The 20,639-nt window shown below is 60.2% G+C and carries 21 protein-coding genes; 14 read left to right on the plus strand and 7 right to left on the minus strand.

Annotation, left to right across the window (positions count from 1 at the left end):
* The first annotated feature begins 73 nt into the window (after window positions 1-73).
* From MTX36_RS14115 to MTX36_RS29875, 6 genes are all read left to right on the plus strand, one after another.
* Complete coding sequence (locus tag MTX36_RS14115) at window positions 74-976, plus strand: triacylglycerol lipase (RefSeq protein ID WP_243620444.1); 903 nt, start codon at window positions 74-76, stop codon at window positions 974-976.
* Between the two features lie 19 nt (window positions 977-995).
* Complete coding sequence (locus MTX36_RS14120) at window positions 996-1,871, plus strand: triacylglycerol lipase (protein WP_243620376.1); 876 nt, start codon at window positions 996-998, stop codon at window positions 1,869-1,871.
* Between the two features lie 307 nt (window positions 1,872-2,178).
* Window positions 2,179-4,722: an ATP-dependent Clp protease ATP-binding subunit gene (locus MTX36_RS14125; RefSeq protein WP_243620377.1), complete on the plus strand. Its 2,544-nt coding sequence runs from the start codon at window positions 2,179-2,181 to the stop codon at window positions 4,720-4,722.
* Between the two features lie 80 nt (window positions 4,723-4,802).
* Entirely contained in the window at window positions 4,803-5,279 is a 477-nt protein-coding gene (locus MTX36_RS14130) for a nucleoside deaminase (RefSeq protein ID WP_243620378.1), read from the plus strand.
* Window positions 5,280-5,604: 325 nt separating this feature from the next.
* Entirely contained in the window at window positions 5,605-6,015 is a 411-nt protein-coding gene (locus MTX36_RS14135; protein ID WP_243620379.1) for a hypothetical protein, read from the plus strand.
* A 26-nt stretch (window positions 6,016-6,041) separates the two neighbouring features.
* The gene (locus MTX36_RS29875; protein ID WP_279394604.1) at window positions 6,042-6,167 is read left to right on the plus strand and encodes a hypothetical protein; all 126 of its coding nucleotides are present in this window, start codon (window positions 6,042-6,044) and stop codon (window positions 6,165-6,167) included.
* A 60-nt stretch (window positions 6,168-6,227) separates the two neighbouring features.
* Here the strand turns inward: MTX36_RS29875 and fadD5 are convergent, their stop codons facing one another.
* Both fadD5 and MTX36_RS14145 read right to left on the minus strand, forming a co-directional pair.
* Window positions 6,228-7,817 carry a fatty-acid--CoA ligase FadD5 gene (gene fadD5 / locus MTX36_RS14140; protein WP_243620380.1) on the minus strand — a complete coding sequence of 530 codons (1,590 nt, stop codon included), beginning with the start codon at window positions 7,815-7,817 and terminating at the stop codon, window positions 6,228-6,230.
* A gap of 20 nt (window positions 7,818-7,837) precedes the next feature.
* Window positions 7,838-8,614, minus strand: coding sequence for an enoyl-CoA hydratase (locus tag MTX36_RS14145; RefSeq protein ID WP_243620381.1), 777 nt, complete (start codon window positions 8,612-8,614; stop codon window positions 7,838-7,840).
* A 207-nt stretch (window positions 8,615-8,821) separates the two neighbouring features.
* On the opposite strand from MTX36_RS14145, the gene MTX36_RS14150 reads away from it, so the two are divergent.
* Window positions 8,822-10,072 (plus strand): TetR/AcrR family transcriptional regulator, encoded by a 1,251-nt coding sequence (locus MTX36_RS14150; protein WP_243620382.1) that lies wholly within the window; start codon window positions 8,822-8,824, stop codon window positions 10,070-10,072.
* Window positions 10,073-10,136: 64 nt separating this feature from the next.
* Window positions 10,137-10,571: an OsmC family peroxiredoxin gene (locus tag MTX36_RS14155; protein WP_094271014.1), complete on the plus strand. Its 435-nt coding sequence runs from the start codon at window positions 10,137-10,139 to the stop codon at window positions 10,569-10,571.
* On the opposite strand, the gene MTX36_RS14160 is transcribed toward MTX36_RS14155, so the two are convergent.
* Both MTX36_RS14160 and MTX36_RS14165 read right to left on the minus strand, forming a co-directional pair.
* The gene (locus MTX36_RS14160; RefSeq protein WP_243620383.1) at window positions 10,546-11,028 is read right to left on the minus strand and encodes a hypothetical protein; all 483 of its coding nucleotides are present in this window, start codon (window positions 11,026-11,028) and stop codon (window positions 10,546-10,548) included. The two genes, MTX36_RS14155 and MTX36_RS14160, sit on opposite strands and share 26 nt — an antisense overlap.
* A complete protein-coding gene (locus tag MTX36_RS14165) occupies window positions 11,025-11,540 on the minus strand; it encodes a DUF4352 domain-containing protein (protein ID WP_243620384.1) in 516 nt (171 codons plus the stop codon). The genes MTX36_RS14160 and MTX36_RS14165 overlap by 4 nt, the downstream gene beginning before the upstream one ends.
* A 247-nt stretch (window positions 11,541-11,787) precedes the next feature.
* Between MTX36_RS14165 and MTX36_RS14170 the strand changes: the two genes are divergently transcribed.
* The 4 genes from MTX36_RS14170 (at window position 11,788) to MTX36_RS14185 (ending at window position 15,084) form a co-directional block, all read left to right on the plus strand.
* Window positions 11,788-12,921: a sensor histidine kinase gene (locus MTX36_RS14170; protein WP_243620385.1), complete on the plus strand. Its 1,134-nt coding sequence runs from the start codon at window positions 11,788-11,790 to the stop codon at window positions 12,919-12,921.
* Window positions 12,922-12,971: 50 nt separating this feature from the next.
* Complete coding sequence (locus tag MTX36_RS14175) at window positions 12,972-13,625, plus strand: response regulator transcription factor (protein WP_243620386.1); 654 nt, start codon at window positions 12,972-12,974, stop codon at window positions 13,623-13,625.
* A 56-nt stretch (window positions 13,626-13,681) separates the two neighbouring features.
* Window positions 13,682-14,341 carry a DsbA family protein gene (locus MTX36_RS14180; protein ID WP_243620387.1) on the plus strand — a complete coding sequence of 220 codons (660 nt, stop codon included), beginning with the start codon at window positions 13,682-13,684 and terminating at the stop codon, window positions 14,339-14,341.
* 98 nt (window positions 14,342-14,439) lie between these two features.
* The gene (locus MTX36_RS14185; protein WP_243620388.1) at window positions 14,440-15,084 is read left to right on the plus strand and encodes a DsbA family protein; all 645 of its coding nucleotides are present in this window, start codon (window positions 14,440-14,442) and stop codon (window positions 15,082-15,084) included.
* Here the strand turns inward: MTX36_RS14185 and MTX36_RS14190 are convergent.
* Window positions 15,063-16,331: a GAF domain-containing protein gene (locus MTX36_RS14190; RefSeq protein WP_243620445.1), complete on the minus strand. Its 1,269-nt coding sequence runs from the start codon at window positions 16,329-16,331 to the stop codon at window positions 15,063-15,065. The genes MTX36_RS14185 and MTX36_RS14190 overlap by 22 nt on opposite strands.
* 37 nt (window positions 16,332-16,368) lie before the next feature.
* Window positions 16,369-17,148: an acetoin reductase gene (locus tag MTX36_RS14195; protein WP_243620389.1), complete on the minus strand. Its 780-nt coding sequence runs from the start codon at window positions 17,146-17,148 to the stop codon at window positions 16,369-16,371.
* Window positions 17,149-17,353: 205 nt separating this feature from the next.
* Here MTX36_RS14195 and MTX36_RS14200 point away from each other — a divergent pair, with 205 nt between their 5' ends.
* A complete protein-coding gene (locus tag MTX36_RS14200; protein WP_243620390.1) occupies window positions 17,354-18,499 on the plus strand; it encodes a hypothetical protein in 1,146 nt (381 codons plus the stop codon).
* A gap of 39 nt (window positions 18,500-18,538) precedes the next feature.
* Here MTX36_RS14200 and MTX36_RS14205 read toward each other — a convergent pair whose 3' ends face one another.
* Window positions 18,539-19,981, minus strand: a complete 1,443-nt coding sequence (locus MTX36_RS14205; RefSeq protein WP_308198226.1) for an MFS transporter — start codon at window positions 19,979-19,981, stop codon at window positions 18,539-18,541.
* Window positions 19,982-20,153: 172 nt separating this feature from the next.
* Here MTX36_RS14205 and MTX36_RS14210 point away from each other — a divergent pair, with 172 nt between their 5' ends.
* Complete coding sequence (locus tag MTX36_RS14210) at window positions 20,154-20,609, plus strand: MarR family winged helix-turn-helix transcriptional regulator (RefSeq protein ID WP_243620391.1); 456 nt, start codon at window positions 20,154-20,156, stop codon at window positions 20,607-20,609.
* Window positions 20,610-20,639 lie beyond the last annotated feature (30 nt).

Below are 20,639 nucleotides of genomic sequence, written 5' to 3' on the forward strand. Positions count from 1 at the left end.
TTCGCATCTGTCATCAGAGGAGTCGATCGTGCGCAGAATCGGTATTTTCGGGGGAGCGGTTCTTGCCGCGGTAATGCTCGTCGGGACACTGTCGGCGTCGGTGGCGTCGGCGCAGACCCCCTTGCCTGTCCCCAATGCATTTCTTGCCGGCGTTCCGCTGGAGCTGGGCAATCCGGGCGGATCTGCTCCGGGATCGAATGATTTTTCATGCAAGCCGACTGCAGCGCATCCCAATCCTGTTGTGCTCGTGCATGGTACGGGTGGCAATCGTCAGACCAACTGGGCTACCTACGCGCCGTTGCTTGCCAATGAGGGCTACTGCGTTTTCGCATTGACCTACGGCAATTTTCCCGATCAGCCCTGGCCGCTATCGGCTATCGGTGCGATGCAGGAAATTCCCTCCAGTGCAGAACAATTGTCGAGTTTTGTCGATAAAGTTCTAGCGGCGACCGGTGCCGAAAAAGTTGACCTGATCGGCCATTCTCAGGGCACGATCATCAGTGGCTATTACGCCAAGTCTCTCGGCGGTGCAGGCAAGGTGGACAACGTCGTCTCGGTGGCGCCGCTGTGGAAAGGAACGCTCGGGAACGAGCAGGTAAGCATCGGCCGCACTCTGCGTGATCTCGGAGTATCCGAGGCGGCGCAGGCCGGGTTTCCGATCTGCAAGGCCTGCCTGAACATGGGGGCGGGTTCGGACTTCATCGAGGATCTTCGCGCCGGCGGCGTTTATGTGCCCAGTGTTCGCTACACCAACATCACGACGCGATACGACGAACTGGTCCTTCCGTACACCAACGGTCTGGAACCGGGCCCGAATGCAACAAACATCGTTGTGCAGGACGGTTGCGAGCAGGACATATCCGATCACCTTGCGATTGCCGCGTCGCTGCGAGCTGCAACGTTTGCTCTCAACGCGCTCGACCCTGCGCACCTGCGACCGGTACCGTGCAATCCGGTCTGGCCCATCGTGGGCTGAGTGGGGAATGGAGCTTGCGATGGGTTTTCGGTTGGTTGTCTGTGCAACGCTCACGGCAGTTGCCGCGGGAGTGGTCGCCGCACCTACAGCAGCAGCGAGCGAAGGGCTCCCCGTTCCGTTCGGCTTCGTGAGCGGCATCGTCCTCGAAGCGGCCAATCCAGGGGGATCGGCTCCGGGCACCAATGACTTCACGTGCCAACCGTCGTCAGCGCATCCCGATCCAGTGGTACTCGTGCACGGAACCGCGGCGAACCGACAGACCAACTGGGCCGTCCTTGCGCCGGTGCTCGCGAATGAGGGCTACTGCGTTTTCGCTCTCACTTTCGGGAACCGTACGGATCTGCCGTGGCCGATTTCTGCGGCGGGTGGGATGTCACCGTTGCCCGACAGTGCGCAGCAGTTGTCCGCCTTCGTCGACAGCGTTCTGGCTACGACGGGCGCCTCCCAGGTTGATCTGGTTGGTCACTCGCAGGGCACAACTGTCAGTGGGTACTACGCGAAGTTCCTGGGCGGCGACGCCAAGGTCTCGAAGATCGTCTCGATCGCCCCTCTGTGGGAGGGCTCCGACGTCGGCCCACCGAAAGGCGTCGGCGGCCCAGATTTCGATAACGCCAGCTACGTGAGTGAACTGCACGACGCGGGTGTCTATGCGGCTTCCGTCGAATACACCAACATCGTGACGCGGTACGACCAAGTTGTCGTTCCGTACAGCAGCGGAATACTGGCAGCGTCCAATGCGTCGAACATCGTTGTGCAGGATGGTTGCGAGCAGGATCAGTCCGACCACATCGCTCTCGTGGCGTCGCAGCGGACGGCAGCGTTCACTCTTGCGGCCCTCGATCCCTCCGGTCCGCGACAGATTCCTTGCGATCGAGTGCTCCCGATAGTCGGCTGATCAGGCACAGAACTCGCCTTGCGCACCTGTTCGCTTCAGGCGTACAGGAACCGGGAAACGATTGCCGGAGCTGCGACGTTATGGAATGTAAGCAAGCCGGTATCCCCTGCCAATCGGGTGGAGGAGCAGCAGGTGGACTTCGCGCCCACTAGAGTAATAAGTGGGGTCGTGCAACCTAAGTCGATTCGTGGACGTCATGTCCGCTGACCGGCGAGGCGATCAGTCTGTAGTGCCGGAGCGAAACGCGGCGACCAGGGACGAGACATCCGGTCTCGAACCTGCCCGCCGGAGAGTGTGAGGGAGAGCGATGTTCGAGAGGTTCACCGATCGCGCGCGGCGCGTTGTTGTCCTGGCTCAAGAAGAAGCCAGGATGCTCAACCACAACTACATCGGTACGGAGCACATCCTCCTCGGCCTCATTCACGAGGGCGAAGGTGTTGCCGCCAAGTCGTTGGAGTCGTTGGGTATCTCCCTCGAGGGAGTCCGCAGCCAGGTCGAGGAGATTATCGGCCAGGGCCAGCAGGCTCCGTCCGGTCACATCCCCTTTACTCCGCGTGCCAAGAAGGTCCTGGAGCTGAGTCTGCGCGAGGCGCTGCAGCTCGGACACAACTACATCGGCACGGAGCACATCCTGCTCGGTCTCATCCGCGAGGGTGAGGGCGTCGCAGCTCAGGTTCTGGTCAAGCTCGGTGCCGATCTCAACCGCGTCCGCCAGCAGGTCATTCAGCTGCTGTCGGGCTACCAGGGCAAGGAGCCCACCGAAACCGGTGGTACTCGCGGAGAGGCCGGCACGCCGTCCACCTCGCTGGTGCTCGACCAGTTCGGTCGCAACCTGACGCAAGCTGCCCTCGAAGGCAAGCTGGATCCGGTCATCGGCCGCTCGAAGGAAATCGAGCGCGTGATGCAGGTTCTCTCGCGTCGTACCAAGAACAACCCCGTACTCATCGGTGAACCCGGTGTCGGTAAGACCGCTGTGGTCGAGGGCCTGGCTCAGGCAATCGTCAACGGCGAGGTCCCCGAGACCCTCAAGGACAAGCAGCTGTACACGCTCGACCTCGGGTCGCTCGTGGCCGGCAGCCGTTACCGCGGTGACTTCGAAGAGCGCCTCAAGAAGGTTCTCAAGGAAATCAACACTCGCGGCGACATCATTCTGTTCATCGACGAGCTGCACACCCTCGTGGGTGCAGGTGCGGCCGAGGGCGCTATCGACGCGGCCTCCATCCTCAAGCCCAAGCTGGCTCGCGGTGAGCTGCAGACCATCGGTGCCACCACTCTCGACGAGTACCGCAAGTACATCGAGAAGGATGCTGCTCTCGAGCGTCGTTTCCAGCCCGTGCAGGTGGGCGAGCCCACCGTCGAGCACACCATCGAGATCCTCAAGGGACTTCGTGATCGCTACGAGGCTCACCACCGCGTCTCCATCACTGACGGTGCACTCGTTGCAGCTGCGACACTGGCCGACCGCTACATCAACGACCGCTTCTTGCCGGACAAGGCGATCGACCTCATCGACGAGGCGGGCGCGCGAATGCGCATCCGTCGGATGACTGCACCGCCGGACCTGCGCGAATTCGACGATCGTATCGCCGACGCGCGTCGCGAGAAGGAATCTGCGATCGACGCGCAGGACTTCGAGAAGGCCGCGAACCTGCGCGACAAGGAGAAGACCCTCGTCGCTCAGCGCGCAGAGCGTGAGAAGCAGTGGCGTGCGGGCGACCTGGACGTCATCGCAGAGGTCGACGACGAGCAGATCGCCGAGGTTCTGGGCAACTGGACCGGCATCCCCGTCTTCAAGCTCACCGAGGAGGAGACCACGCGTCTGCTCCGCATGGAAGACGAACTGCACAAGCGGATCATCGGACAGGAAGAGGCCGTCAGGTCTGTCTCCAAGGCGATCCGTCGTACCCGTGCAGGTCTGAAGGATCCCAAGCGTCCCTCGGGCTCGTTCATCTTCGCCGGCCCGTCGGGTGTCGGTAAGACGGAGCTTGCGAAGTCGCTCGCCAACTTCTTGTTCGGTGACGACGACGCTCTGATCCAGATCGACATGGGCGAGTTCCACGACCGCTTCACCGCTTCGCGTCTGTTCGGTGCCCCTCCCGGGTACGTCGGATATGAGGAGGGCGGCCAGCTCACCGAGAAGGTCCGTCGTAAGCCGTTCTCCGTGGTGCTGTTCGACGAGATCGAGAAGGCACACCAGGAGATCTACAACACGCTCCTGCAGGTGCTCGAGGACGGCCGTCTCACCGACGGTCAGGGTCGTACCGTCGACTTCAAGAACACGGTGCTGATCTTCACGTCCAACCTCGGTACGTCCGACATCTCCAAGGCTGTCGGCCTGGGCTTCAGTTCGGGCTCGGGCAGCGGATCGAACTACGAGCGCATGAAGCTCAAGGTGCACGACGAGCTGAAGAAGCATTTCCGTCCGGAATTCTTGAACCGTATCGACGACATCGTCGTGTTCCATCAGCTCACGAACGAGCAGATCGTTCAGATGGTGGACCTGATGCTGGCTCGCGTCGAGAAGGCACTCAAGAACAAGGACATGGCCATGGAGGTCACCGACAAGGCCAAGTCGCTTTTGGCCAAGCGCGGATTCGATCCGGTACTGGGTGCGCGGCCGCTGCGTCGCACCATCCAGCGCGAGATCGAGGACCAGATGTCGGAGAAGATCCTCTTCGGAGAGATCGGACCGGGCCACATCGTGCTCGTCGACGTCGAAGGCTGGGACGGCGAAGGCTCGGGCGAGGACGCGAAGTTCACGTTCACGCCTACCAAGAAGCCGATCGACGTGCCGGACGCGCCGCCGATCGAGCTGTCCAAGGCCGGCGAGAGCGAAAGCGCTGCAGAGTAGTACAGAGCAGTAACGAGAACGGGCGGTACCCATCGGGTGCCGCCCGTTCGTGTATTCGAAAAGCGGAGGGGCAGAAGGAAATGAATGAAATCGATATGGGGCATCTTCGTCGTTGCGTCGAATTGGCGACGGAGGCCTTGGATGCCGGCGACGAGCCGTTCGGGTCCGTCCTCGCCGCTGCCGACGGAACTTTTCTCGCTGAGGATCGAAACCGGATTGCCGGTGGAGACAGTACCCGCCATCCGGAATTCGAATTGGCCAGATGGGCTGCTCAGTACTTGACGCCGGAAGAGCGTTCCACCGCAACGGTATTCACCTCCGGTGAGCACTGCCCGATGTGTGCGGCCGCTCATGCCTGGGTGGGACTGGGCAGGATCGTATATATCTGTTCGGCCGCGCAACTCGGTGAATGGTTGGCGGAGTGGGGAGTGCCGCCGGCACCGGTGAAGTCTCTGTCGATCAACGAGGTTGCACCGAATGTCTTAGTGGAAGGCCCGATTTCGGAACTTTCTCCGGAGGTTCGCGAACTGCACCGAAAGTTGCACGTAGGCGCCTAGCTTCGGAGGCCGGGCACGTACCACTCAGGCTGCTACTCTCCGACAAGGGGTTGGGCGGTTCTGAGGGGGGGATTTTGACGTTGCAAGTTGATCCGGGGATGTTAAGGCGGTTCTCGGCCGAAATTGTTGAAACCAGTCAGCTTTTGGCAGAAACGGATGTAAGTACACCGTTTGCTGATTCGCAGGATGCGCTAGTGGAACAGAATTTCAGCAGGTAGCTGAATTAGCTTGTGGTGCAGCAGCCCTCGGGATTTCGAATATTTGCCTTCGTTTAGTGGAAGTCGGCAACATAACGAATGGTGTTGCGGACAATGAGCGTTCCGTCGTGACGCTGACAGTGCCGAACGTTGTGGCGTGGCGACCGAAAGACCTGATCGGCAGCGCTGATGGAATCGATGCAATGTCTCGAAAGATCGACGAGAGCATGCACAGCCTCTGCTTGGACCAGGATGTCCTGGCCGAGAGTTGGCACGGTGAAGCCGCAAAAGCCGCAGCAGAACGTGTGGTGGGGGAGAGCAGCACCGCAGGCAAGGTAGCGGGTGCGCTCAGCGTGATTGCTCGAGAGTATCGGACGTCATCGGGAATGCTTGATGGTGTGCGATCGGACTTGGTGCAAGTGGTGAATGCAGCCACCATGAGCGGCTACACAGTCGGTGCCGACGGGGTTGTGGACGCGTCGGCGATCTTGGCGAAGCAGGACACATCGATGTCGAGAAACTGCTCGCATGTGCGTTGACTCTCGAGGCCACAACCCGTTACGTCGTGACCGAAACGGATTCTGGTCAATACCTCACGCAGTTGAGGGTGACGATCTTGTCGAGTCAATACGAAGATCTGGAAATCGATGTGACCGTCATGAACCTGGCGTTGACGATCGGTGCCTCGTAGCTCACGCAGAACGGGCGGCACCTCGATGAAGCGCCGCCCGTCAGGCTTGTTCAGTGAGAATCAGGAAACCGCGTCGACTGATCGAACCTTCTCGCGCAGTTCACCCTTGACCACCTTGCCACTGGCATTGCGCGGCAGGGCTTCCACCACAACGATGTCCTTGGGATGCTTGTAACGGGCCAGGCGATCAGCGAGGAATGTGCCGAGTTCTTCGATTGTCAGATCAGCGCCGGCGCCGGGTGCCATGGCGATAATTGCCACGGGCACCTCGCCCCACTTGGCGTCGGAACGCCCGACTACTGCGGCTTCGACAATCAATTCGTGTTCGTAGAGAGCATTTTCGACTTCGGCGCAGTAGATGTTCTCACCGCCCGAGATGATCATGTCCTTCTTACGGTCCACGACGTAGACAAAGCCTTCGTCGTCGACACGCACCAGATCGCCGGAGTGGAACCAGCCGCCAGTGAAAGCGTCGGCGGTGGCTTGCGGGTTGTTCCAGTACTCGCTCATCATTGTCGGCCCGCGGTAGACGATCTCGCCGATCTCTCCGGGTGAGACGTCGTCCATGTTCTCGTCGACAACGCGCGCCGAGATGGTCGGGATGACGCGGCCCACCGATCCGAGTTTGCGAATTGCGTCTTCACCGTCGAGAACGCAAGTGATAGGCGACATTTCGGTTTGGCCGAAGACCGCGACGTTGAATGCGTCGGGGAATGATTCCGCCATTGCACGCAAGATCGTGTCCGACGACGGCGCCGCGCCCCAGGAAATATTCTTCAGTGACAATGCGCGGGGTTGCGCTTTCTGGACGGCACACACGGCCTGCCACTGAACCGGAACGAGGAACAGGCTGGTGACCTTCTCGGCTTCGAGGACGTCGAGAAGTGCACCCGGGTCGAAAGCCCCGAGTGGATGGATGACTGTGGCGGTGCCCAATTGCAGGCTCGGAGCAATGGATCCGAGGGCCGCGATATGGAACATCGGCGTCGCGCAGAATCCGATGGAATCCTCTTTGAAGAGATGGAATGCGCGGATGCAGGTCAAAGACTGAGACGCGAGATTGGAGTGCGAGAGCACCGAACCCTTCGGGCGCCCAGTGGTTCCCGAGGTGTACATGATGAGTGCCGGTGTGTCATCGGGGATGTCGCGAGGGATGTGGCTGTCTCCGGTCTCGGCGATCAAGTCCTCGTATGTGAGGCTGTCACCTTCGGCCGGTGCTCCGACGGTGATGGAGATGTCGATACCGTCGGAGGCGGCTCGCGCTGCGGCAGCTAGTGGAGCGAGCGGTCCTTCGGCGACAATGACTTTGGATCCCGAGTCGTTGACCAGATAGGTGACCTCGGGCGGAGTGAGACGGAAGTTCACCGGTACTGCGATCGCGCCCAACGCAGTGGTGGCAAGCACTACCTCGAGGTACTCGGGGCGGTTGAGCATCAGGATCAAGACGCGGTCGCCGAAGCTGACGCCGCGACGGGAGAGGGCGTCGGCAAGTTTGTCGACGCGTTCGCTCAGTGTGCTCCAGGAGATGGAATCGCCGAGGAATCGCAGTGCGGTGTGATCAGGGATCATCTGAGCATGATGAGCGACTTGGTTGTTCCAGTTGGTGCGTCGCAAGCGTTGTACCTCGGACGCTGTATCGATGGAGGCCATGTACGGTTTCCTCTCTTGAATCACTTGAAGTTCGGTGCGCGTTTCTGGAGCATTGCTGTTGCGCCCTCGGCAAAGTCGGCGCTGACAAGAAGTTCTACTTGACCAGTCTTCTCGAGTTCCAAGGCTGCATCGATGCGGTCGAGTGTCGCGGCATTGAGGGCAGCTTTGGTGAGTTCGAGAGCGCGTCGAGGTGCTTTCGAGGTACGCGTCGCGACGGCCTCGATATGGGCCGCGAATTGATCGGCGGGAAGCGTTCGGGAGACCAGACCGAAATTTTCTGCATTCTCCGCCGACACTTTTTCGCCGAGTAGGAACATCTCCGCAGCCCGGGCTCGGCCGATGGCAGCAGGCACCAGTGCGCTGGCGCCGCCGTCGGGCATCAGTCCGATGTTGACGAACGACAGGAGGAAGTACGCACTTTCGGCGGCGTACGTCAGGTCTGCGGCAAGGGCGATGGAGACGCCGACGCCGGCGGCCGGGCCGTTGACTGCGGCTATCACGGGTACGGCGGTGCTCGTGATAGCGCGGATCACGGCGTTTGCAGAGTCCATGACGACATGGGGATCGGTCGGATTCATCGCGGCAGCCGCGAGGTCGGCTCCGGTGCAGAAGGCACGTCCGGTTCCGGTGATGACGATGGTGCGAACGTCAGGGTTGTTGTCGGCACCGACAATGGCGTCGGCAAGCGCGTTCATCGTTTCCAGGTCGATCGCGTTCATGCGCTCGGGGCGGTTGAACGTCAATCGCAGGACGCTGTTGTCGAGTTCCGACAGCAGGCCGGCCGTGGCGGTCGTCATGCGGAACCGGAACGGGTCTTGCAAAACATGCGAATCATCAGCTCACAGCTACTTTCTTACGGTCGGTCTGATCGAAGGTGTTCCGTTGGTGCAAGCCGAAACTCGTGCCGGTGGTGTTGACTTCGGTGGTGGACTTTTCTGCAAGACTTGTGCGAATGTCGGTTAACATAACACCCTGAGTGAGCCTGTCAAGGGTGTTCGGAGAAAATGAGTACGGTTGCTGAATGGATGGAGGGATACATGCCCACACGGACGCGCGTCGCTGTAGGTGGTGATGAATCCGCCCCACGCACGAGGCCGAAGAACCGCAAGGCGCAGATTGCGGCCGTTGCAGCCGAGGCTTTCAGCGAACGCGGCTACCATGCGGTCGGTATCGACGATATTGCGTCGGCGGTCGGAGTGTCCGGTCCGGCGCTGTATCGCCATTTCCCCAACAAATACGCGTTGTTCGTCCATGCGGTGGAGAGCCTGTCCCAGGCGTTGCTCGACGCGACTGATGCGGCACGGTGCGAGCGTGACGATCCACGGCAACAGCTACAAGCCGTGATGGTTGCAGTCATCGGCGTCACCCTCGAGAATCGGCGTCGGGGCGGACTCTATCGATGGGAAGGCCGCTATCTGGAAAAGACGGATCGCGAGAATCTGCGCCTCGAGGTGCTTGCGTTACGCCAGCGGATAGCGGATCCATTGTCGACGGTTCGTCCGGAACTCGATCGTGCACACCTGGGCCTCGTCACATCAGCTGTCCTGAGTGTGATCGGAAGTGTCACGGCACATCGATCGGCGTTGCCGCCCAAGCAGATCGAAGCATTCCTGCTCTCAATTTGCTGGTCGGTGATCGATATCGAACTACCTCAGATCGGGTCTTCGACAGCCACGAAAGGCGTGAAAGTCACGAAGCAGATTCCGGGACTCGTCCGAACGTCGAAACGTGAGGTACTGCTTCATGAAGCCGTGCTGCTCTTCTACGAACGGGGATATCACGAAGTCAGTATCGAGGAAATCGGGGCTGCTGCCGGGATCACGGCTTCGAGTGTGTACCGGTACTTTCCGAGCAAGGCAGATCTACTTGCTGCGGCTTTCCACCGTGCGTCCGATCGACTGAACGTCACTTTGGGTTCGGCATTGGCAGAATCGGAGACTCCGCTGCAGGCAGTCCGCACCCTTGCCGAGATGTACGTCGCTGTCTTCTTCGCTCAGAGTGAGCTACTGGCCGTGTATTTCGCGGAAATCGGAAACTTGCCCGACGATGCCCGCGCGGAATTGCGCAAGATTCAGCGACTCAACATCGAAGAGTGGGCGCACCTGTGCGTCGAAGCGAGGCCCGAATTGACCGTGGTGCAAGCGAGATTCCTTGTTCACGCGGCATTGGGACTGGTATTCGACGTAGGTCGCGTCGTTGGTTTCTCGGAAGCGGAACGAGTCTCGGCATTGTTGTGCGCGACGTTGCTCGGCTGAAGTGGGTAGGTTTGAACGGCAAGGCGTTCACCGATTCATTCGTCGACGGAAGCAGGGACACTCAATGCCAACTCGTACCGCACGCACCGCCTGGAACGGCACACTCGAAGCCGGGTCCGGGCAGGTCGAACTCACCAGTTCCGGTGCCGCGACCTTCAACGTGTCATTTCCCAAACGTGCTGCCGACGAAGCCGGCGGCACTACAAGTCCTGAGGAACTGATCGCGGCAGCGCATTCCTCCTGCTACGCAATGCAGTTATCGGCGCTGATCGCCGAGGCCGGCGGAACTCCGCAGAGCCTCGACATCACTGCCGACGTTTCGTTGGGCCCCGACACCGTCGGCTTCAAGCTCACCGGCATCACGCTCACCGTCCGCGCCGAGGTCGACGGTCTCGACGCGGATGCATTCGCGAAAGTTGCGCAGGCAGCGAAGGAAACGTGCCCGGTCAGTAAGGCCCTGACAGGCGTCGAGATCACGCTGGACGCGGCACTGGATTAACGGTTCCGTGCTCGACCGCCCCCTCCGGCGCTCGAGTACGGTTTCGCGTGATCACGAAGTAGCTCGCGATCAGGATCGGGAGTACCCAGAGATCCGAGGGGTCCCGGTAGACGAGGATCGGTGCGAATTCGCCGCTGAATCCCCTTGCCGCCCAACGGAGAAATCCGATCGTGTATTCATACGCGTCGCCCACCACCGGAATCAGTTTCACTGCAGCGAAGCCGATTCCGGTGACGGCGACAGACCAGGCGATCGCTCCGGTGCCTACTAAAGTTCGGCGAGCAACTTCGAGTACGGAAAGTAGCAGGATCGGGAACAGGAATACTCCGGCGATATCGGAGAGCTTTCCGGTCAACACATTCCCGAACGCATCTTTGAGTACGTGATCGTTGATCAGAACTACGGCGACGGAGATGAGCGCCAACGGTCGCAGCAGCAGATCGCCTGGCTGGTTCACGAGAGGTTGATGGTTGCCGAACCGGACGACAACAAGTCGCACTTGAATTGCAGGCGCAGGCCCGTAGCTGCCTCGGGGACCTCGTACGACAGTTCGCCGCGCTTGGCTGCTCCGGGGGCGAGTTCGCCGTCGACGGTGGACGTACTGCTGTCGGTGATGGTCATGTTGTAGGACTTGTTCGTGCTGTCCTGTAGTTCGAAGCACATCACCGAGGACACAGTCTCGGGCTTGTCGTTGTTATTGGTCACCTCTGTGTCGATCACGACGTAGCGATTTCCGGGATCCGGGGCCATGAACTGGTTTGTCGAGACGTACGGGTCGACAACGCCGTGTACCTGGACGCGCCAGTCTCCGAGGTCGACGACGTCGCCGACTCCGAATGTCGAAGCGGGCGCCGATGATGATCCGCCGCCTTCGGCCTTCTTTGCTTCGTTGGATTCGCCCGAAGCGATGGTTGCGAACAGTGCTGCGCCGACGGCCAGGATAACGAGGGGAGTGCGGAGGGATCGCATGATGTGCGCCTTTCGAGAGTGGGTATGGCCCTAGTCAACGGCGATAGGGGTGCCTGGCGCGTCGGCCGAATGATCGGGTCGACTCCTCCTTTCGGTCGGTGTTCCTGCGCGTCTGGGGTCCTTTCGGTTGATTCGAGTCGTCGGTGGCAGTAGATACGCTTACTCGGTGATCACTACCCGAGGAAGTACTGTGCGGCGACGCGTGTGGACGAGTGCCGCCGTCTCCTTGAGCATTTTCTGTTCGCTCATGACAGTGAGCATTGCCGGGTCGTCGGGAAATATGCCGCCGTGGAATATCGGTATCGGATTTGTCTTGAGCGTGACCGGCGCGATCGCTCTCATCTGGCGGCATCAGCGTCCCTGGGAAGTTCTCGCAATCACGTTGGTGGGGCCTCTGTTCTTCGTAACCGATGCAACTGCCGCACTGATTGCATTGTTCACAGTTGCTCGCTTCGCCCGCGGGCCGCGGCTGATTGCTGCCGGCGTGGCGGTCTATGTGGTGTGTGGAATCTCGTTGACTTACGACGCTTTTCGAGATCGTGAGTACTCGGCACTCACTCTGGGAACTGCCATGCCGAAAGACGGCACAGAGCTCGAGCAGTACGACTTGGCAATCTGGATCCCATGGCTTGTTGCAGCCGTCATGGTTGGCATCGTTCTCGCGCTGTCACTACTGGTCCGAACCAAATCGGCGCTTGTCGAGGCAGAGCATGTCCGTGATCTGGCTACCGAAGAAACCGATGTCATGCGCGACGAGATCATTCGCACGGAGGAAAGAACACGCATTGCCCGCGACATGCACGACACCATTGCGGCCAGTTTGAGTCGAATCTCGTTGTTCGCGGGTGGACTTCAAGTCAGTGCCGCGGACAACCCTGAGAAGGTGGTCAACACGGCGGCAATGATTCGGACCACCGCGCACGAAGCGTTGGACGAACTCAAGAGCATCGTGGGAGTGCTTCGCGGAACAGGCGATCGAGGTGCTCATGGCGGCCATCAGGGCATCGACGCAGTCGGGGACCTGGTCAACGGAGCGCGGGCCGCCGGAATCCATTGCCGCCTCGAAACCGAATTGCTTCCCGGTGACGTGGGCATGTTGGCTGGGCACGTCTGCTATCGCGTCGTGCAGGAAGCGCTCACGAATGCGCAGAAGTACGCCAGTGACCAGGCTCTGGTCATCTCTGTCACGGGATCGCCGCACGACGGCATTCGGATCATGGCACGGAACAGACTTAGTGATCTGCCGGCGATGACGTCGGTCGGTTCGCGGTCGGGACTGCGAGGTTTGGCCGAGCAGGCACGAGAGATCGGCGGAAAGGTCGAGGCCGGCGTTGTCGGTCCCGATTTTGTGGTCAGTTGCTGGGTGCCCTGGTTCGCTTAGTCTCTTGTTCGTGTGGACCTGTCGGTGCCGCTCGGTAATCTGAGCGCACCATGAACACAGACTCGCGCATTACGGTGCTGATTGTCGACAACGACGCCTGGGTTCGGCGCGGGATGAAAGACATCCTCGAGGCCGCCCCGGACATCGTGGTGGTTGCCGAGGCCGAGGACGGAGACCAGGTTGCTGCCAAGGTCACTCGATTTCGCCCTCACGTCGTGCTGATGGACCTCAAGATGGCACGTGTCGGTGGTTTGGAGGCGACGCGTGAGCTGATGTCCATGCCTAATCCACCCAAGGTCATTGCGATGACGGCATTCGACGTCGATGGTGTCGTCATCGAGGCGGTCGAGGCCGGAGCGCACAGTTTTCTGCGGAAAGACGGTGCACCAGAAGACTTTCAGCAGGCGGTACGCGTCGTTGCGTCGGATCATGCCTTGTTCAGTCGGGATTCGCTGCGTGCGATCGTGGCGTCTGCTCCACGTCAGCAGGTTCCGGATCAGACGGCCTTGGCGGTCCTCACCGACCGTGAGCGCGAGGTTCTGGCGGAGTTGGCCACAGGTCTGGGGAACAGCGATATTGCGGCGCGGATGTACCTCGGTGAGACCACGATCAAGTCACACATCTCGTCGTTGTTCTCGAAACTCGGAGTGAACAACCGGGTGAGTGCGTCGTTGGTCGCATACCGGTCTGGCCTGGTCACCTGACGTCGGGATTAACCGCACCCGTTTGTGTTGTTGCACCTTCGGTGACTGATCAAATTGTGATTGACCAAGATGTGACCGGCCAGGACATCGTTGTCGAGGTGTGGTCGGATGTTCTTTGCCCATGGTGCTACATCGGCAAGACCCGGTTTCAAGCTGCGCTCGACAGGTTCGAGAACAAGGACCGTGTCAAGGTCATCTGGCGTTCGTATCAGCTAGCTCCCGAGACTCCGGTGGGTGAGGGCCGCGCAGTGGTTGATGCCATGGCCGCACGGCGAGGCACCACTGTGGATCAGCTGGGAGAAGTCCTCGATCACGTCACGACCACGGCAGCCGAGCTCGGTCTGGAATTGAATTACGACGCTGCCCTCGCGTCCAACACCTTTGACGCTCACCGGTTGCTTCACTTGGCCGGGGACAAGCAGTCGGACCTTCTGGATGCACTGTTCAAGGCATTCTTCAGGGACGGCAAGATGATCGACGACCGTGAAGAACTGGTCCGCATCGCCGTCAGCGTGGGATTGGATGCGGATACGGTTCGGGATCAACTCGCTTCCGACGCAGCAGCCGCCGCGGTTCGAGAGGATCTGGCGATGGCGCGTCAATTCCAGGTGAGCGGTGTTCCGTTCTTTGTTGCCAACCGTGCAATAGCGGTCTCCGGCGCGCAAACGGAGGACGTGTTCTTGCAGTTGCTCACTGCGGCTTCCCAACCTGCTTGAGCTACCCGACGTGGCCGGGCCGGATGACGTCGGGATTAATCGGAGCAGGGTTTGTTGTTGCACCTTCGGTGAGTGATCAAATTGTGATTGACCAAGACGTGACCGACCAGGACCTCACCGTTGAGGTGTGGTCGGATGTTGCCTGCCCGTGGTGCTACATCGGCAAGACCCGATTCCAAGCGGCGCTCGACAGGTTCGATAACAAGGACCGCGTCAAGGTCATCTGGCGTTCGTACCAGCTGGCTCCCGAGACTCCGGTGGGCGAGGGCCGCACCGAACTCGAGGCTCTTGTCGAGATGAAGGGCATGGCTCCGGATCAGGTGCGGCAGATGTTCTCTTCGGTTGCGAATACGGCAGCCGAGGTTGGCCTGGATCTCGATTTCGATACCGCGATCGCCGCCAACACCTTCGACGCTCACCGGTTACTTCACTTGGCCGGCGACAAGCAGGCTGACCTTCTGGAGGCCCTGTTCAAAGCGCACTTCAGCGACGGCAAGGTGATCGACGACCGCGAAGAGTTGGTCCGCATCGCTGTAAGCGTGGGCCTGGACGAAGAAACGGTCCGCGCGCAACTTGCTTCCGACGCAGCAGCCGACGCTGTTCGCGAGGATCTGTCGATGGCGCGTCAATTTCAGGTGAGCGGTGTTCCGTTCTTTGTTGCCAACCGTGCAATAGCGGTCTCGGGTGCTCAGCCCGAAGAGGTGTTCTTGCAGTTGCTCACTCAGGCATCCGAATCGGCCTGACGCAATCGGCCGGCACACACAGCCGGAGCATTCGAGAACGGCAGTAGGTGTGCGCCGACATCGGGGAGTGAGAGGGTGACTTCTGCGGCGTCGACAAACCGGTAAGGCTGTGCCGCAACAATTCCCGCAAGATTTTTACGCAGACGAGACATCTCGGCCCGTACGGTTACCGTGCGGGCCGAGTCTCCGAACAGATCCTGGGCCAATTGCGATGCTGTTCGTCCGCTCCGCTCGGAGCCCAGGAGAAACAGAATTTCCGCGTGCCTCTGTGTGGGTGAGTACGTCCATTCCCCAGATCCTGATGTCACGGTCACGGACATGTTCTCGGAGTCTCGGAGGTCGATGTGTACCGCGGGGGCCGCGATCTCGGTACCGGACGTTGTCGGGCGAATCAGCCAACCGCCGGGGAGCGGATTCAATTCGCACAGACCGAGCGAGGGAAACCAGGTCGTACCGGGAGTCATTGCAGCGGGAAGCAGGATTCGCGTGCGATGTGGGAGCGAATCGACTGCTGCAACCCAGCCGTGAGAATCGGTAACCAGTGCCGGAGAACTGCCACGCGCAAGCATCGGTGCTGCGACAGAACGTAATTGGTCGAGGTTGTCGCGATGTTTGTCGCGCAGGTGCGATTGGGCGAGGCGTGCGACGGCGTCAACGAGTGCGAGTGTGGTGGGATGGACGGTTTTGGCTGGGCCGCTGATATCTACGACACCGATGACACGATCGTCGCGCGGATCTCGGATCGGTGCACCGGCACAGGTCCACGAATGATGGCTACGCGCATAGTGTTCGGCCGAAAATATCTGGACGGCCTGTCTCGATACCAGCGCAGTTCCGATAGCGTTGGTGCCGACTGAATTCTCTGCCCAGTTCGCGCCTTCGATGAACCCGAGCCGTGCGGCCTGATCCATTACCCGATGAGAGCCGCTGCGCCACAGCACTGTTCCGTGGATATCTGCGACCACCATGATGTTTTCGCCGCTCGCGGTGACTGATTCGAGCCCGCGAGTCACATCGTCGAGAACGTCGTAGAGGCCGGATTCGCGGCGTCGCAGGTCAAGTTCGGCCATGTCCATCGACGGTTCGGTGTGATTCTGCTCGGGATCGACTCCGAGGTCTTTCAAGCGCTGCCAGGACTGACGCACCACATCGCGGGGACGCGCCGGCGCTTTGTCGCCGGCCATCGTCGCGTCGTACACCGCGGCTAGGGTCCTCGCGTAGTTGCGAGGATCCTCACCAGGGGGCATCGCGGGTTCAGGCAACCGCGTCGTGGGTGTCGACATGTCAGCGATATACCAACCCGCCGTCGATGAGGCCGGATTGGCCAGTCATGTAATCGGAATCCGGTCCTGCCAGGTAGGAGACGAACCCCGCCACGTCGTCGGGAGTTTCCGCTCTGCCCAGCGCAATGCCGCCGACGAACTTGTCGTATGTTTCGCCTTCCGGTGCTCCGGTCAATTCGGAGAACCGTTTGTCGATCGTTACCCACATATCCGTTCCGACTACACCAGGGCAGTATGCGTTGACGGTGATGCCATCGGACGCGTATTCCTTGGCGGCTGCCTGTGTGAGCGCTCTGACCGCGAATTTTGTTGCGCTGTACACGCCCAGCATGGCAAAGCCGTCGTGGCCGGCAATCGACGATGCGTTGATGATCTTTCCGCCGTGTCCGAGCGCCTTGAACTTGGTAGCCGCGGCCTGGATCCCCCACAGAACTCCGTCGACATTGACCCTCCAGATCGTGGCAACCTCTTCGGGAGCGGCGTCGGACAGCGGGCCTACCAGTGCGATTCCTGCGTTGTTGACGATGATATCGAAACCGCCTAGCTCCGAATGGGCATGTTCGACTGCGTTGTGTACCTGTTTGCGGTCGCTGACGTCGGCTATGAAGGTGGTTGTCCGACGGCCTATTTCGTGAATCTCACGTGCAACGGCATCCAGCTTGGTGTGGTCGAGATCGACCAGAGCGATATCTGCGCCGTCGTGGGCGAGTCGGAGTGCGATTCCGCGACCGATTCCTTGGCCTGCGCCGGTGACCAATGCAACCTTGTCGGTGATGCTCATTCAGTTCTCCTCGTTGGCGGGGTAAGCCGATGAGTGAGTTATATGTGATGACGACCACAATATAGAAGGGTTGCATCGCGTTGCAAACCCGGAAGCTGGATGGCAATTGCAACCTGCAGCAACCCTCCCCGTATCTGCTTCGGTGCCTTCATAGTTGCGCGACGACTTCGTGAATTGTCTTGCGACACAACTGGGAGAAGGAAATATGACAGCTACAGTCGATGCTCCGACGAGTTCGGGTACACCGAGTATTCAACCTTCCCGCCGTTGGATTCTGTTCGGTGTCGCGAATCTTGTGATCGTCCTGATCTTGGCTCTGGGGAGCTGGTTTCTCCTCGCAGATCCCACCACCAGTCCGTGGAGCTTCTATCCGCTTCCCTTCAACGCTGCGTTGTTCTGGGCGATCCTCTTTGTGGTATTCATCGGCTTCAACTGCGAATTTGCAGGTTTCGATCGGCTACTGCAGCCGGTGAGAGGGCTGGCAATCATGGCCGCGACAACGGTGTTCTCCGTAGCGGTGACATGGTTGCTCGCCAACGGACTCGGAAGCCTCTATCCGGACTTCACAGCAGATCGGGAAGGAGGAATTGGCTACTTCGCTGGTGCTTTATTCGTGCTGTTCGGCTTCGGCACGTGGGTGATGGTGGTGCTCAATTGGAAGCACTGGCCGTGGATCGCGCTGGGAATGAAGCAACCGCTTGTGGGTCTGTGCGAGATTGCGTTTGTCGCCGTACCGACCTTGGCGTTGTATTTCGTGTTCGGATTGCCGTCCGTTTCGCTGTCTGCGACAAATCCTGTAATGACCGTCGACGCAGTGCTGGGCTGGTTCTATTGCATTGTGGTCGTGGTGATTCTGACCGGGCAGACGTTGGACAATTGGCCATGGAGGGTATTCGGTGGCGGAGGCCGGACGGCGCTCGCGGCTACTGTCGGAAATTTCGCTCTGGGAACGGGACTCTATTTTGTGGCTGTCCCAGTCGTGAAAGCACTTTTGGGAAGTGCCGCAGTTGCGGAGTTGGGTACCGTCGTACATCAGTTTCCGGCGCAACTCGGTGTGTGCTGGGCCTTCTGGATGATCTTGTGGGCCAACGCATTCGGTAATAAGCCCACAGGGTTCGGGGGCGGCGTCAACCTTGTGGTCCGTGGTGTGTTCACGTTTGCCTTGGCGGTAGGGACATTTCTGTTCTACTACCGTTTTGCGGCCGAACACATTCTCCATGAACCTGCAGTTGCAGACGGATTACATGGCAATGCATTGGGTTTCGTGGACTGGGCGGTGCTGTGGACGTTGTTCTACGTTGTCGGGTTTCAATCTCTGGGGCTCGGTAAGTTGAAACCCGAGTCCCAGTGAATACGGGTACCCGCACATGTGCGGGTACCCGTTTCCGGGTCAGACCTTCGCGACAGACTTCGGTGGAGTGGTTTCGGCTGACGAGGCAATCTTTCGTGCCGGAATCAGCGTCGTGATGGCGGCCGCGAACAGTGCGGCGCCGCAAGCGATGAGAAGTCCGGTGCGGAATCCGGCTTCCGTCGGCAAGGTGTGTCCGCCGAAGTCCATGCTCATCTGCGCGAGAACAACGCCGACGACGGCAGCGGAGATCGAGGTGCCGACCGAGCGCATCAGTGTGTTGAAGCTGTTTGCCGATCCGGTAGCGGACGGCGGGACCGCGCCCATGATCAGTGCCGGCATCGAGCCGTAGGCAAGGCCGATTCCCGCGTTGCAGATGCACGTGACGATCAACAGTCCCCAGGTCGATCCCATGAAGAACATCGAGGATCCGTAACCCGCGGCGATGACCAGAGTTCCGAGCAGCAGCGTCATTTTTGGCCCCCGGCTAGCGGAGAGTTTTGCGCCGGCGACGGAGACAGCCATCATGACAAACCCGCCGGGCAGCATCCACAGTCCCATTGCCAGCATCGACTGTCCCATGCCGTATCCGGTGGCTGCAGGCAGCTGGAGTAGCTGAGGAAGGATCAGTGCCTGGGCGTACATTGCGAAGCCGACAGCGATGGAAGCCCCATTGGTGAACAACACCTGAGGCCGCGCGGCGATGCGGAGATCGACCAACGGATCGTCGGTGCTCAGTTCCCACCAACCCCACGCCGCCAGGACGATGATGGTGGTCGCGAACAGGCCGAGGATCGATCCGCTGGTCCAGCCCCAGTCGCCGCCCTTCGAGACGCCCAGGAGGAGTGATATCAAGCCGACTCCCAGACCGAGGGCGCCGATCAGATCGAAGCGGCCACCGGGATTATGCACGGGGGTGGCGGGAACGAAGAACCAGATCAGCACTGCGATTGCAACACTGAGGACGGCAGATCCCCAGAAGAGAACGCGCCAACTGGTGTGCTCTGCCACGGCAGCGGCCATGGGGAGTCCGAGGGCGCCGCCGATGCCCATGGAAGAGCTCATCAGGGCGATGGCGGAATGAAGCTTCTCCGGGGGGAGCAGGTCACGTAGGGCGCTGATACCCAACGGGATCATGCCGACGCCGATTCCCTGGAGTCCGCGGCCGATGACCATCGGCATCAATGACGACGCCATAGCGGCGACAACTGATCCGGCAATCAGCGGAATCGAGCAGATCAGGATCATCTTTCGTTTGCCGTACAGATCGCCGAGTCGGCCGGTGATCGGTGTTGCCACTGCGCCGGCGAGCAATGTGGCCGTGATGACCCACGACGCGTTGGATGCCGATGTGTTGAGCAGTTTGGGGAGATCCCCGATCAGCGGCACGACGATCGTCTGCATGAGCGCAGCGACGATGCCCGCAAATGCGAGCACTCCGACGAGGCCGCCGGGGCGGACGTCGGGTTGCGTCGAACTTTCCACGCGCTTCTCCTTAATTTGTATAAAGTAAAGAATCGTTTACGATGCGAATGACTTGCATCATGCAAGAGGTGTGCAGCATACATATTGTTTGTAGTGTGCACATTCCGGTGGGGTACCGTCGGGCCGGATTCCGGATGCACGGAGCCAAGAGTGGATCGACAGAAGGACTGGCATGGACAAGCCCACGCATTTGATCGAATTCGAGACCATGCTCCTGGGGCGATACCTGACCCTGCCGGTCCCTCGATCCAAGCGTGACGTCAGCAATCTCGACCGCAGTGCCTACACGTTGTTGAGTCGCATCAGTATTGACGGCCCGATGTCCATCGGTGAACTCACCGACGCCTTCGGGTTGGATACGTCGACGTTGAGTCGTCAAACCTCATCGATATTGAATTCCGGACTTGTGGAACGTATTTCGGACCCGGCTGGGGGAATGGCGCGCAAGTTTCGGATCACCGACGAGGGGGCGCGCAGGCTTGAAGTCGCGCGTGCCGACAACATCGCCGGATTGGGTCTGGTGATGGAAGATTGGGATCCCGAGGACGTCGCCACCTTTGCGTCGTGGCTGCAGCGTTTCAATACCGACATCGAAAGACTGGCCGGGCGACCCTGGCCGCGTACATAGGCGGAGTTCGTACTCCTGGCATTGCAACGG

This window comes from Rhodococcus sp. ARC_M6 (assembly GCF_022810305.1).
GTDB lineage: Bacteria > Actinomycetota > Actinomycetes > Mycobacteriales > Mycobacteriaceae > Rhodococcus_F.

Excerpts from the sequence above, each read along its gene's own strand:
- MTX36_RS14115 (WP_243620444.1), top strand. The coding sequence starts at position 74 with ATGCTCGTCGGGACACTGTCGGCGTCGGTGGCGTCGGCGCAGACCCCC.
- MTX36_RS14120 (WP_243620376.1), top strand. The coding sequence starts at position 996 with ATGGGTTTTCGGTTGGTTGTCTGTGCAACGCTCACGGCAGTTGCCGCG.
- MTX36_RS14125 (WP_243620377.1), top strand. The coding sequence starts at position 2,179 with ATGTTCGAGAGGTTCACCGATCGCGCGCGGCGCGTTGTTGTCCTGGCT.
- MTX36_RS14130 (WP_243620378.1), top strand. The coding sequence starts at position 4,803 with ATGAATGAAATCGATATGGGGCATCTTCGTCGTTGCGTCGAATTGGCG.
- fadD5 (WP_243620380.1), bottom strand. The coding sequence starts at position 7,817 with ATGGCCTCCATCGATACAGCGTCCGAGGTACAACGCTTGCGACGCACC.
- MTX36_RS14145 (WP_243620381.1), bottom strand. The coding sequence starts at position 8,614 with ATGACGACCGCCACGGCCGGCCTGCTGTCGGAACTCGACAACAGCGTC.
- MTX36_RS14150 (WP_243620382.1), top strand. The coding sequence starts at position 8,822 with ATGAGTACGGTTGCTGAATGGATGGAGGGATACATGCCCACACGGACG.
- MTX36_RS14155 (WP_094271014.1), top strand. The coding sequence starts at position 10,137 with ATGCCAACTCGTACCGCACGCACCGCCTGGAACGGCACACTCGAAGCC.
- MTX36_RS14165 (WP_243620384.1), bottom strand. The coding sequence starts at position 11,540 with ATGCGATCCCTCCGCACTCCCCTCGTTATCCTGGCCGTCGGCGCAGCA.
- MTX36_RS14170 (WP_243620385.1), top strand. The coding sequence starts at position 11,788 with ATGACAGTGAGCATTGCCGGGTCGTCGGGAAATATGCCGCCGTGGAAT.
- MTX36_RS14175 (WP_243620386.1), top strand. The coding sequence starts at position 12,972 with ATGAACACAGACTCGCGCATTACGGTGCTGATTGTCGACAACGACGCC.
- MTX36_RS14190 (WP_243620445.1), bottom strand. The coding sequence starts at position 16,331 with ATGCCCCCTGGTGAGGATCCTCGCAACTACGCGAGGACCCTAGCCGCG.
- MTX36_RS14195 (WP_243620389.1), bottom strand. The coding sequence starts at position 17,148 with ATGAGCATCACCGACAAGGTTGCATTGGTCACCGGCGCAGGCCAAGGA.
- MTX36_RS14200 (WP_243620390.1), top strand. The coding sequence starts at position 17,354 with ATGACAGCTACAGTCGATGCTCCGACGAGTTCGGGTACACCGAGTATT.
- MTX36_RS14210 (WP_243620391.1), top strand. The coding sequence starts at position 20,154 with ATGGACAAGCCCACGCATTTGATCGAATTCGAGACCATGCTCCTGGGG.